8 protein-coding genes are annotated in these 13,235 nt (G+C 54.6%); all 8 read right to left on the bottom strand.

Annotation, left to right across the window (positions count from 1 at the left end):
• Positions 1-1,228: 1,228 nt before the first annotated feature.
• Positions 1,229-1,573 (bottom strand): hypothetical protein, encoded by a 345-nt coding sequence (locus tag RB_RS16250; RefSeq protein ID WP_231845697.1) that lies wholly within the window; start codon positions 1,571-1,573, stop codon positions 1,229-1,231.
• Between the two features lie 439 nt (positions 1,574-2,012).
• Positions 2,013-4,253: a M3 family metallopeptidase gene (locus RB_RS16255; protein ID WP_011121643.1), complete on the bottom strand. Its 2,241-nt coding sequence runs from the start codon at positions 4,251-4,253 to the stop codon at positions 2,013-2,015.
• Entirely contained in the window at positions 4,202-6,145 is a 1,944-nt protein-coding gene (gene cysN / locus RB_RS16260; protein ID WP_011121644.1) for a sulfate adenylyltransferase subunit CysN, read from the bottom strand. Before cysN ends, RB_RS16255 begins: the two co-directional genes overlap by 52 nt.
• 143 nt (positions 6,146-6,288) lie before the next feature.
• Positions 6,289-7,200 (bottom strand): sulfate adenylyltransferase subunit CysD, encoded by a 912-nt coding sequence (gene cysD / locus RB_RS16265; protein ID WP_007334163.1) that lies wholly within the window; start codon positions 7,198-7,200, stop codon positions 6,289-6,291.
• A gap of 105 nt (positions 7,201-7,305) precedes the next feature.
• Entirely contained in the window at positions 7,306-8,001 is a 696-nt protein-coding gene (rsmG, locus tag RB_RS16270) for a 16S rRNA (guanine(527)-N(7))-methyltransferase RsmG (RefSeq protein WP_007334161.1), read from the bottom strand.
• 197 nt (positions 8,002-8,198) lie between these two features.
• Positions 8,199-9,482, bottom strand: a complete 1,284-nt coding sequence (locus RB_RS16275) for a tetratricopeptide repeat protein (RefSeq protein WP_011121645.1) — start codon at positions 9,480-9,482, stop codon at positions 8,199-8,201.
• Between the two features lie 570 nt (positions 9,483-10,052).
• Positions 10,053-10,424, bottom strand: a complete 372-nt coding sequence (locus RB_RS16280) for a hypothetical protein (RefSeq protein ID WP_007334157.1) — start codon at positions 10,422-10,424, stop codon at positions 10,053-10,055.
• Positions 10,421-13,231, bottom strand: coding sequence for a type I DNA topoisomerase (gene topA, locus RB_RS16285; RefSeq protein ID WP_007328430.1), 2,811 nt, complete (start codon positions 13,229-13,231; stop codon positions 10,421-10,423). The genes RB_RS16280 and topA overlap by 4 nt, the downstream gene beginning before the upstream one ends.
• Between the last annotated feature and the right edge of the window lie 4 nt (positions 13,232-13,235).

Consider the following 13,235-nt stretch of genomic DNA (forward strand, 5'->3'; position numbering starts at 1 on the left):
ACCACCATCATCCATTCAGACTCGAGTCGGTTGTCTAGGTCAGGAACGCGAAGTAGGGCAGTGGTGTACCAACCGAAGCTCCACCGTAGTGACCGTCGTAACGGGCGGACGAGCGGATGACCATCAATTGCATTCAGAAAAAGCACATCCGACAGTTCAGATCGCAATTCTTCGGGTGGCTGCACAAACTCGCTGTCAACCTCATTGGACGCTCGGTCAAAATAGCGAAACGGCTCGCTCCGCTCAGAGCAGAAATCAACTTTGGTAGCGTTTGCTCGATGAGCCCAGATCAGCACCGTGCCAAGCACCTGCATCCGGTATCGCCATTGACGATGCGACCGCGTCGTACCACGTACAGGATCCAAACGCAGGGTTCTCATAACACAAATACCAAGTTGAATGCTTCAAAAACCATACCGGAGTTGACCAGCCACCGTCGGCTATCGCAGACAGCAGAGCAATGGCCTTCGGTTTTCGATTTGCAAACTCGAGCAGCGCCAACAGAATTAAAACGGCGTCCTCGTTTGCCATCAGACATCATCCAGCAAGCTTCACGTCGCCTCGCGCTTGAGCACTGCCGATTGCGTTGATTGCTACGAGCACATCCTGGCAACCAACGAAACAAGCAAATCGCGTTTGGAATGCGAATTCAAGGGACAACGCCGAGTTCAAGAAGCGTCCAGAACAAACCGCCAGAACCCAAAGCAACGAGATTGATTGCGGTGGCCAACCGCGGTCGCCGTATCCAGTAAAGCCAGCACGAGCACGCCCAACAACTGCCAAGCAAAGCGAAACCAACCGCGACAGTCAGCCCTTTGGCAATTTCTACATTGTAGCCCTGTCGCTGTGCCATATTGAATGACTCAATCAAAACCAGCAGAGCGAGGCCAATGCTTGCTACCCCGAAGATGCTTGCCAGCAGCAAGAGTAATGGGTGTCGACTCGGCGTCAGCCGCTTCGCACCATCGCAATGAATTGGCGAATCGTAGGGATTCAATTCGACCGGTCGATTTTGGGAAGACATCGACAACCCCGACTAGACAATGGCCAGTTTTCCTTGAAGGTGAAAGCCGACTTGATTGAAAAAGAAAGCCGCCGCAACCACCGTTCGTCGCACATGCGTTGCGGTGTGCTCCCATTGAATCGACGAAGGCCACCGTACCCATAATTCTAAGGTGCCAAACCGACGGGATGTGCGGTCCAGGGAACAACGCTCCGAACATGCACGCTATTTGGCATCACTAGAACGCGAAGCCAACCTCGCGTACCACCCACCCAAGTACCCGAAGACGCACGCGAAAAACAATTGCCCCAACGGCATGACTGACAGAGCATTCGCTTGCCGTAGTGCAGAATCCGACTCCGGAGAGATGCCAAATACATATGCAGGCCTGAGCATGTACTGCAAAAGCTCTGTGGTAGGCAGGATTCCACCCCGAGCGGCATATTCCGTACTGCCGACGGCGATCGTGGTTCCGAGGTAGACAAGAGACGGCAGTAAAAAGCCAATTGCAAACGAGCGTCGCCGAGGCGACGCAACAAACGCATCAATGGCGATTGCGTTCAAAAGCATGATCACCATTATCAAAGCAACCCATGATATAGGTGGACCAAACATCACACCGGCAAGGGCAAGTCCAACCAATGTGGGTAGCATCAAAAGTTCACGGATTGAGAGACTCATGCTTAACCTCATGTGCTACCCGAGACGGAGTTTCGCTTCGTGGACAACTGGCCGGCATCAGTCGACGGGAATGGCCGTCATTTCATTTTCAGACAACGCATCCCCTCCTTCGCTTGCATGTCATGGCTGTCCGTCCACATGTTCTTCCAATCCGTTGCAAGCACATTCCAGTCGATTGGATCAGGCAGGGCATCGATCCTAAATCATCTTATCAATTTACACGCCAGGACGGCATATAACACAAGCCGCTTCGTTCAGATCGCACGAAAGAGAATTGCTATTGCACGCTGAAGGAAAATCGCCATTCCGACGGCGATCATGATTCGGATCATTCCGCGAAACCGCGTTTGCGGAGCAAGGCTTCTGTATCGACATCTCGACCGCGGAAATTGCGGTAGGTTTCGACGGGGTCAATCGTGTCGCCGACGCTGAGAATGTGATCGAACAACTTCGCGGCGGTTTCCTCGTCAAAGAAGCTTCCGGCCTCAACGAACATCTCCGCCGCATCCGCCGTTAGCGCGTCGCTCCAAAGGTAGCTGTAGTAACCGGCCGAGTAAGCGTCGCTGCTGAACAGGTGACTGAAGTGAGGCAGACGGTGACGCATCGGCAATTCGTCTGGCATGCCGATTTCTGCGAGTGCCGACTTTTCAAACTCACTGATATCAATGTCGCCAGCCTGCAACTGATGCAGCTTCATGTCCAGGATCGCACAAGCGAGATACTCAACGGTTTCGAACCCGCTGTTGAACTTTGACGAAGCTTCGATCTTGTCGAGCAATTCCTTCGGCATGGGCTCGCCCGTCTCGTAGTGCGTCGCGTAGCGAGTCAACACTTCAGGAGTCGACAACCAATGCTCCAGCACCTGCGACGGGAACTCAACGAAGTCACGAGCCACGTTGGTGCCGGACTGCGATGGGTAATGCACGCGACTAGAAAGCCCATGCAGAGCATGCCCAAATTCGTGGAACAGTGTGGTCGCATCGTCCCAAGAAATCAAAACTGGCTTGCCGTCCGCAGCGGGAACAAAGTTGCTGTTGTTTGAAACGATGGGTGTTCGAACAGGAACGTCCGCGGAGGCGGGATCAAGATCCCATCCCGATTGGCCTCGGTAATCCATCATCCATGCGCCGCTACGTTTGCCTTCGCGAGCGAACGGGTCGAGATAAAACAGTCCCACATGGCTTCCGTCGGACTTCTGCACCACTTCGTAAACGGTGACATCGGGATGGAAGACCGGCAAGTTGCCGATCGGACGGAACTGGAAACCGAACAATTCGTCCGCACACCACATCATCGCTTCGACCAAACGATCGAGCTGCAAATAGGGACGAACTTCCGCCATGTCCAAGTCGTATTTTTTCGCCCGGACTTTCTCGGCGTAGTAGCGATAATCCCACGGTTCGATTTTGATCTTCGGTTTGCCAGCCGCTTCCATCTCGGCGTCCGCAATCGCTTGCATGTCCGCCACTTCGGTCGCGACACGCTGCACAGCGTGAGGCCAGACTTTCATCATCAAATCCATTGCACGGTCGGGGGTACCCGCCATCGTGGATTCCATGCGCCAATGGGCGTGGGTTGGATACCCGAGCAACTTGGCTCGCGCCGCTCGCAGGTTCAGGATTTCGCGAATGATGCCTTTGTTGTCGTATTGATCGTTGTTGTCACTGCGGAAGTAATAGTTTCGCCAAACCTCTTCCCGAAGCTCACGATCGTCGGCATTGGTCAAGAACGGGTCCATGGACGAACGCGTGTTGGTGACGGCCCACTTGGCCTTGCCACCCTTTTCTTCAGCCGCGACCGCCATTGCGTCGCGAGTCGATTGGGGCACACCGGACAATCGCGACTCATCATCAATCCAAGTGACGTGTCCCTTTTCTTCTTCGAGAACGTTCTGGTTGAAGTCTGTGAACAACCGAGCCAATCGAGTGTTGATCTGGGACAATTTTGATTTGTCCTCAGGACTCAACCGAGCCCCTCGGCGAACAAAACTTTTGAACGTTTCATCGAGCAGACGTTTTGCATCGTCGTCCAGCGTCGCAGTCTTCTTCTCAAAAACGTCATCGTGAATCGCTTCGATCCGAGCGAACAACGCTGCGTTTTGGGTGACGGAGTCAGAATAAGCCGCCAGCTTCGGCGTGATGCTGCGTTCCAAATCCGGGATCGGCCCGAGATTTAGGTTACCGGCATGAACATCGAACAACACCTCGACCCGGTGCAGGGCTTCGCCGACCGTTTCCATCGCGAGAATGGTGTTCTCGAACGTGGGCGGTGCGGACTGATTGGCGATTTGGTTGATCTCCTTTTCAGCCTGCTCAATCGCGGCGTCGAAGGCGGCATCAAATTCATCAACACGAACTTCATTCCATGGCGGCACTCCGCCATGCGGTCCCAACCAGGGTTTCAGAAGCGGTGAGGAGGACAGAAGAGATTGCGAGCTGTTCACGGAAGATTCTTGTGAATAGGAAGGTTGGACCAACACGATCACGGCAAGGAAGCTTGCCGGAACAACACACCATCTCATTTGATGAACCCTTTTAATTTCAGAAGTTCCACCACCGCATCCGCACATTCGGCGATGGAAGTGGTGGAGGCATCGACGGCCAAATCTGGATTGGTCGGAACGTCGTATTTCGCAGTCACGCCAGGGAAGTTGGACAACTCACCCGCATCTGCCTTGGCATATTGTCCCTTTGTGTCACGCTCGCGGCAAACGTCCAAAGGAGTTGCCACGTGCACGACCAAGAACTGATCTTCACCGATCAACTTGCCGACTTTTTGACGCACATCATCAGACGGTGCCACCAAAGACGCCAAGCAAATCAGCCCCGCGTCGTTCAGGGTATGAGCCAAGTGACCGCTACGACGCAAGTTCTCGCTGCGATCGTCCGCGCTGAAGCCCAAGTCTCGGCTTAGTCCGCGACGAACAAATTCGCCATCGACCACGGCAACCGATCGTCCCGCGTCGAACAACTTGCGCTCAACCGCCCGAGCGATCGAAGTCTTGCCGCTGCCGGTCAGACCGGTCAACAACACCGTGGCGGGTTTCTGACCAAATCGAGCCGCTCGCTCTTCCGTGGTAACGGTCGACAGTGCATCCGATGAATCATCGGTGGAGACTTCATCATCCCAAACGGATTTGTGACTTCCGGTCGTCCCGCGATCCAAAATCATGCCCGCAGCGACCGTCGCATTGGTGATGCGGTCGACCAAAATGATCGCTCCCGTCGTTCGGTTGCGACGGTATGGGTCGTGGTGGATTGGCGCGGACAACGACAATCGAACCCGTCCGATTTCATTCAGTTCCAACGTCGGTGCTGGCATGCGATGCAGATCGTTGACGTCAACTTTGTAAGCCAACGTCTCGACATTCCCGGGAACCGTTTGCGTGGAGTGTTTGACCAAGTAGGTTTTGCCAGGAACCATCGCTTCTTCGTTCATCCAAACCAACATCGCTTCGACGTCGGACTCACTTCGCGGTAGGTTGCCACTGCGGACGATCATGTCGCCGCGACTGGCGTCGATTTCATCTTCCAACGTCAGCGTGACTGCCAGCGGTGCGTAGGCTTCATCCAAGTTGCCGTCGTAGGTGACGATCTCTTTGACCTTGGACTTTTGACGGCTTGGCAGAACCGTGATCTCTTCGCCTTTGCGAATGATTCCCGACGCGATCGTTCCACAGAAACCGCGGAAGTTAAGATTGGGACGATTGACCAATTGAACCGGCAATCGGAAGTCTTGCAGGTTGCGGTCCGAACCGATGTAGACCGTTTCAAGGAAGTTCATCAGCGTGCTGCCGGTGTACCACGGCATGTTCTCGCTGCGGTCAACCAAGTTGTCGCCGTTGAGCGCACTGATTGGAATGAAATGTAGATCGGGCAAATCCAAACGTGTCGCGAAACTGCGATAGTCGTCGCAGATTTCGTTGAAGCGATCTTCGCTGTAGTCGACACCATCGATGTCCATTTTGTTGACTGCCACGACCACATGGCGAATACCCAACAAAGACACGATGAACGAGTGACGACGGGTTTGAGTCAGAACGCCATGCCGGGCATCGATCAAGATGATCGCCAGGTCAGCGCTACTGGCACCGGTCGCCATGTTGCGAGTGTATTGTTCGTGACCAGGCGTGTCCGCGATGATGAATTTGCGTTTCGCGGTGCTGAAGTAGCGGTACGCAACATCGATCGTGATGCCTTGTTCACGTTCTTCTTTCAGCCCGTCCATGAACAACGACGGGTCGAATCCACCAGCCACGCTGCCTTGGCGAACCGAGTCACTTTGGACTTTTGCCAATTCGTCTTCGTAGACCAGCTTGGAATCATAAAGCAGACGGCCAATCAACGTGCTCTTGCCATCGTCCACGCTGCCGCAGGTGATGAAACGCAGCAATTGCTTTTGCTCATGCTGCTTCAGATAAGCATCGATGTCGGTAGCGATCAGATCAGATTGATGGCTCATGAAAGTGTCTCAGTATTTCAGTGTCGCAGGGCCACAGGTTGGCAAATGGACGGGTGCATCGGAAAGCAAATCGAAGTGATTTAGGAGCAAGTGGCATCGGCGCAGACCTGTGGTTCTGTGCCTCTGTTTCCCTTTCAACCTTCCTAGAAGTAGCCGCGTTCTTTTTTCTTTTGCATGCCGACGCCGCCTTCGTCTTGGTCGATGATTCGACCTTGGCGTTCGCTGGTTCGGGTCAGCAGCATCTCTTGGATGACTTCGGGCAACGTTGTCGCCTCACTTTCGACGGCCCCGGAGAGCGGATAGCAACCCAGCGTTCGGAAACGCACCATGCGGGTTTCTTCCTTTTCGCCTGGCAACAATGGCATGCGATCGTCATCTCGCATCAGCAACAATCCGTCACGATTGACGACTTGGCGAGGCGCTGACAGATACAACGGGACGATCGGAATGTTTTCCATATGGATGTACTGCCACACATCCAACTCGGTCCAGTTGCTCATCGGGAAGACGCGAATGGACTCGCCTTTGTTGACGCGTCCGTTGTAGAGATTCCAAAGTTCGGGGCGTTGGTTCTTTGGATCCCAGCGATGCGATTTGTCGCGGAAACTGAAGACGCGTTCTTTTGCACGGCTCTTTTCTTCGTCACGGCGAGCCCCACCAAACGCGGCGTCGAACTGGTATTTATCCAAAGCCGCTTTCAGAGCGTCCGTCTTCATCAATTCAGTGTGACGCTCGCTGTCTTCCCACGGGGGAATATTAGCTTTCAGGCCTTCTTCGTTGATGTGGACCAACACATCCAGCCCCAACTTCCCACGAACATAATTTTCGCGGTGCTCGATCATGTCCTTGAACTTGTACGTCGTGTCGACGTGCAGCAGCGGGAAGGGCAATTTAGCGGGGTAAAACGCCTTCAGAGCCAAGTGAAGCAGCACCGCGGAATCTTTGCCGATCGAATACAGCATCACCGGTTTTTGGAATTCCGAGACCACTTCTCGGAAAATATGGATGCTCTCGGCCTCGAGCTGTTTCAGGTGAGTGAGGCTGTAATCGGACATAGATATTCGAAATTAGGTGAAAACGATTCGGGTTCGCCGCGTCATCGAGCGCAGCAGTATAAACGGGGTGCGGAATCGATCCAGTCGGAACTCGATCCAGCGAACTCAGCCCTTGTTTTTCTTCGTCAGCTCCAAGATCACACCACGACTGGCGTCGGCGGCCTCGGGCGAGTCTCCCTCTTCGGCTTCCGCCAATTCGGGGGCGACACTCCCCAACGGGTAGGTCGCAACAACGCGGAGTTCAAGACCTTTGAGCACTCCGTGATGACGGGCTTCACCCCGTTCATCGACCCACTTGGGACCTTTGATCAGCAACAATCGATCAAACTGGCTCCAGTGAGGCTCGACCCAGCGGCAGAACTTTAGAAGGCTGCCAACGGCTCGGCTGACGATCGTGGTGAAGCGAAAATCTTCCAGCAAATCTTCCCCGCGAGCCGCATAGACCGGGACGGGAAGATTCAGTTCGGTCACCAATTCGTCCAACACCTTGGCTCGTTTGCCAACCGATTCCGCCAAAGCGACGTCGATATCGGGCCGCAACATGGCCAGTGGAATACCGGGCACGCCATTTCCGCTGCCCATATCCAGGACTTCTTCGCCAGGCTGGATCAACTGAGCCAATTGCAAGCAATCGCGTAGATCACGCGTGACGAACAAATCCCACGTCGTGTGCCGGGTGAGGTTGATCTGCTCGTTGTACCGCCACAGCGACTGCGCGTATTGCTGCAGCGACATGCCCAAAGGCTCATCGAGCTCGAGTCCGAATTGTTCCAAGGCCGTTTTGAATTCTGCGTCAATCATGCCCGCAGGTCATACCAGGGGCGATCGAAGCTGGGTAGCGGAACAGTGGCCCAGAAACCCCGAAAGGCGACAAAAACGGCCACGCAACGAACTTCGAGGGCCGAAAACGGGCCGGCGGCGTTGGCGAATGCAAGCCGCGGCGATCCGGCGGCTGATTCTATCCTCTTGCGAGAACGCTCCGATACAGTCAGGCCGATTCACTCGGGAAGACTGAAATTGATCGGTGGAGCCGATTCCTTCGATTCCGTGGCTGGAGCGGCTCCTTCGGCCTTCGGTGCATCCGCCTTCGGCGATTCCGCCGGTGCAGCGGCACTCGAGTCTTGGTAGCTCACCGCGGAGTTGCTGCCAGGAACAACAGGTTGCTGTCCGCTTGGCTGGGTCGCACCGGGCATTGCGTAGCTCGGTGGAGCGGCATAGCTGGGCGGTGTCTGGTTGGCGAGGTGAGCGGGTGCCGAAGCAACCGTGGCCACAGGGCCCGCCGCCGCACCAATGTTTTTGCCAGGAGTCGCCGCGGATGCGATGTTGGCCGCCGGCGAAGTCCCCAGACCTGGGTTCAACTGAGCCAGCATTTCGCGAGAACGGTCAATGGCACGTTTGGTCGCCGGGTCGCCTGCCGCAGCTGCTTCATGCGTGACAGCTTGCTGCAGGTGAATTTGGGCGTCTGCGTTCTGGCCTTTCTTGTAGTGCAAGAACGCCATGTTGAAGTGAGCCACAGCGGGTTTGTTGTTGGCCGCCAAAACCTTGAAGGCCTGTTCGCTTTGTCCCGATTCGAAGTGCACGCTCGCCAAGTTGTTGGCGTAACGCGAAGTTCCGGGAGCCAGTTCCAACGCACGTGCCAAGGTTTGCACGGCCATCGGGTGCTGCCCCAATTTGCCCAACGTCAGCCCCAAGTCGTTGTAGAGGGCAGCGTCGTTTGGATTCTGTGCAATTGCTTTTTGAAAGAATTCAGCCGCTTTGGAGTGATTGCCTTCACGAAAGTGAAGACGAGCCACACTTGTCAACGCGGAGGCATGATTTGGCGCATCTTCCAATGCCTTGGAATAGCTTTCCATGGCTTTGGTCAAATTGCCGGTTGATTCCCAAAGTTGTCCGTTGGCAACCAAGACATCGGGTTCCAACTGTCCAGGTTCGTTTTCCAACGAGAGCGGATCGCTGTTAACGTCGGACGAACCTCGGTTGAACCAACCAGCGACCGTTCCGGTGGTCTTGCCCCAAGCGTTCTTGGTCGCGGTGCCGACGCCGCCGGCAGCTTTGCCCACCGAGTCACCTGCCGAAGCGATGAAGCTGGGACCTTTGTTGGGTTCGCTAACTGTTGCCGTGCTTTTGCTTGCGAACGGATTCATTGATGCCAAGGACATCGAACGAGTTGCGCAACCGGTTGAAGTCAACGTGAGGCAACCACCCACAACCAACGAGAAAACGAGTTCACGCTTGGCTGGGCGAGTCTTGCGAGTTGCGTTTGGCTGACGTGTGGCGTCCATGTTTCACACTTCGATGAGGAGCATTCGTGACCGGCCATTGCAACCGGCTCCGCCCGTTTCAAACGTATGTGAAACGGACATTTCGATGGAAAATCCGATCACAGCAGATCATTCCATTGGCAATGATCGACCATTCACTTGACCAACTTCAACGACTTTAGCGTCCACAACGATTTTTCTGAAAATACTTCTTCAGACACATGTGAGCGTTGCGAGACGAACGCTGCTGTGCAACCGATTCAACTCAACGTTGCGGATTGTGAAGCCACTGCGGCATTCTTATCGGCCAGAACTCGTCATCGATTCGATCCAATTTGGCCCCAACGCCAGGTTCTTCGATCCACCATGAAACACGGTGAAACCCGATTCGCGATCGCGACGCGTGACCGGTAGAGACCCTCGATGACAACCACTCGGCGAGTTCAGATCTTTGAACGGGAGCGATCTAAACGAAGCAGGTGAGCAGCAAGTCCGCCCCGCGTTCGCTGACTTGACGTTGGCCACAGCGTTGAGGCTCGAACGACTGATGGTTTGCTCTCAATCATTCCGTCTCCGCGTCTCGACAGCGAATCAAGAACGCTCGGGCAAGGCTTCCATCAGCATTTGATACAACACCAAACGTTCGTTGCCGTTTGCCAACGCTTTGGACTCAATCAATCGCGACTGAATGACATCGGCCGAGACATTCAACCCGGCCAATAATTCGCGAACTTGTTGCCAGGTCGGCAACCAGACCATCGACGCGATCAAGTGATCCATCGATTCGCTACGACGCAAGAAGTGTTTCAGATCGAGGATAAAAAAAACCCGATCGTGAAACGGTGAATCGTGTTCGATCAATGGTTCGCCGTCCCACACAAAGTGCCCCGGCTCGGGTTGCCAAGGCAACCCGGCCGCCTTCAGTTCGTGGGCCAACTGGATCTCTTCGGCAGAGTATCTCACGACGACTTCTTGATGATGCCTTTCTTCTTCGCGGCTGCTTTGGCAGTTTTCTTTTTAGCGGCCTTCTTCTTCGCCGTTTTCTTTTTGGCCGCCTTCTTAGCCGTCTTTTTCTTGACCGCCTTCTTCTTCTTTTTCTTCTTCGTCGGCCCCTTCGCGGCACGTTCCGCTAACAAGTCGAGAACGCTTTCGAAAGTCATCTCTTTCGGATCAGTGCCGCGTGGGATCGACGCGTTGGTTTCGCCGTCAGTCGCATAAGGACCAAAGCGTCCTTCCAAAATCTTGATCTCGTTCTCGGTGACCGGGCTTGGCTTTTCGAACTTCTTGATTGGTTCTTTCGGTGCGGCGCGTCCACGAGTCTTGGGTTGCTTGAGCAACTCAATCGCCTCATCAAACGTCACATCCAAAGGCGACTTGTCAGCCGGCAAGGAGCGAGTTTCCTTGCCACACTTCACGTACGGACCATAGCGTCCGTCGTGAGCCAAAATGGGCTCTTTCATTTCCGGATGCTCACCGAGATCCCGCGGCAACGAAAGCAGCTTGCAAGCCATTTCCAAATCGACGTCTTCGACCGCAATGGTTTTCAGGATCGACGCGTTCTTCTTTTCTTCGTCGTCCTTCTCGCCCATTTGGACGTACGGACCGAAACGACCGGCCTTGATGTAAATCGGTTTGCCTGTTTCCGGGTGAACCCCCAAAGGCTCATCTTCGCGAGCGGCATCCTCGAACAATTCCATCGCACGGGCGAGAGTCATCTCGTCAGGTGCCATCCCCTCAAGGATCGGAGCCTTGCGTTCGCCTTGTTCCAAGAACGGCCCATACTTTCCGACTCGTACAAAAACCTCTTCGCGGTTTTCGCCTTCGGTTGGAATCCCCAACGAGAACTTCGCCGTGACGCGTGGATCGATTTCTTCGATCTTGCTTTCCAGACGAGGTTTCAAACCAATCGCAGCCTTCTCGTCTCCGGTCGGTTCTGTTTCGTCACCGAAATAGAAGCGTTTGAGATATTGCAAGGACTCAGCCTCTTGGCGGCTGATCGTGTCCAGGAAATCTTCCATCTGGGCCGTGAAGTCGTAATCGACCAATGGCTCAAAGTGGGTCTCCATCAAACGAATGACACTGAATGCCGTCCAACTGGGGACGAGCGCGTTGCCCTTCTTGTACACGTAGTCACGACGCTGAATCGTATCGATGATCGACGCGTAGGTACTGGGGCGACCAATTCCTTTCTCTTCCAATGTCCGCGTTAGCGATGCTTCGCTGAAACGCGATGGTGGCTGAGTGGTGTGGCTTTTGGGATCCAAAGTCGCGACCGACAAACCATCGTTTTCATTGACCGCTGGAAGCAAACGCTCTTTGTCCGCGAGTTCGGCTTCGGGATCGTCGCTGCCTTCGACATAGGCTCGTAAGAAACCTTCGAACAAGATGCTCGTGCCGCTGGCGGTGAACGTGGTGCCTCCGCCTTCGATCGTGACGCTGATGCGTTGCTTTTTTGCATCGGCCATCTGGCACGCAACGGTTCGCTTCCAAATCAGTTCGAACAAACGGAATTGGTCTCGGTCCAATTCGTTCTGAACCGCACCAGGAACACGGAACGGAGTACCCGCGGGTCGAATTGCTTCGTGAGCCTCTTGCGCGTTCTTGACCTTGCCTTTGTAGACTCGAACCGAGTCGTGCAAAAATTTCTCGCCGTACTCACTGCGTACCAAATCCCGAGCCGCGTTGATGGCTTCCTTCGACAACGTGGTCGAGTCAGTACGCATGTAGGTGATGTAACCGTTTTCGTACAACCGCTGGGCCGCTTGCATGCAGCGACGAGCGGTGAAGCCGAGCTTCCGGTTGGCTTCCTGCTGCAACGTACTGGTCGTGAAGGGAGCCTTGGGGCGTTCGGTGAACGGTTTGACTTCCACCTTCGCGACGCGGAAGTTTTCCTTTTCGAGCTTCTGCTTCAATTCCTTGGCCTGTTGCTCGTCCATTTGCAACAGTTCGGGATTGATCAACTGGCCGTTGGTCGAATCAAAATCCTTCCCGGTTGGAATTTTTCGACCATCGACGGTCGCCAACATGGCGGGCAGCGAGTCGCCATTGTCGGTCGTAAAGATCGCTTCCAGATCCCAATAGGTCGCATCGTGGAAGGCGATTCGTTCACGCTCACGTTGAACGATCAATCGAACCGCGACGCTCTGAACGCGTCCGGCCGATAGACCACGCCCAACCTTTTTCCACAGCAACTGGGAAACGTCGTAACCGTACAAACGGTCCAGAATCCGGCGGGTTTCCTGTGCACGAACCAAACCATCGTCAATTTCACGAGGGTCTTCCAACGCGTGTTGGATCGCTTCCTTTGTGATCTCGTGGAAAACCAAACGGTGAACGGGCACCTTCGGTTTCAGCAACTCAAAGAGGTGCCAGCTGATCGCTTCTCCCTCGCGGTCTTCATCCGTCGCGAGATACAGGCTATCTGCATCCTTGAGCGCGGCCTTCAATTTGTCGACTTGTTTCTTCTTGTCCGCCGGCACGATGTAAACCGGCTCGAAGTCTTTTTCGACGTTCACTCCGAGGTACGCCCAAGGTTCTTTCTTGAACTTTTTGGGGATATCCTTGGCCCCGCCTGGCAAATCCCGAACGTGTCCAACGCTGGCTTCGACCTGGTAACCGCTTCCCAAAAACTTCGAGATCGTCCGGGCTTTCGCGGGCGATTCGACGATCACCAAACTTTTGCTGGTCGATTTGGCCATGAGCAAGAACGAACCGATTCGAGGTGGAAAGATGGGGGTTTCAGAAGTGCGTGACTCGGGTTTGTCGCTCAAACCT

This window comes from Rhodopirellula baltica SH 1, from assembly GCF_000196115.1.
Classification (GTDB): Bacteria; Planctomycetota; Planctomycetia; order Pirellulales; family Pirellulaceae; genus Rhodopirellula; species Rhodopirellula baltica.

Coding starts and splice junctions, on each gene's coding strand:
- RB_RS16250 (WP_231845697.1), bottom strand. CDS start 1,573: ATGCTTTTGAACGCAATCGCCATTGATGCGTTTGTTGCGTCGCCTCGG.
- RB_RS16255 (WP_011121643.1), bottom strand. CDS start 4,253: ATGTGCGGATGCGGTGGTGGAACTTCTGAAATTAAAAGGGTTCATCAA.
- cysN (WP_011121644.1), bottom strand. CDS start 6,145: ATGAGCCATCAATCTGATCTGATCGCTACCGACATCGATGCTTATCTG.
- cysD (WP_007334163.1), bottom strand. CDS start 7,200: ATGTCCGATTACAGCCTCACTCACCTGAAACAGCTCGAGGCCGAGAGC.
- rsmG (WP_007334161.1), bottom strand. CDS start 8,001: ATGATTGACGCAGAATTCAAAACGGCCTTGGAACAATTCGGACTCGAG.
- RB_RS16275 (WP_011121645.1), bottom strand. CDS start 9,482: ATGGACGCCACACGTCAGCCAAACGCAACTCGCAAGACTCGCCCAGCC.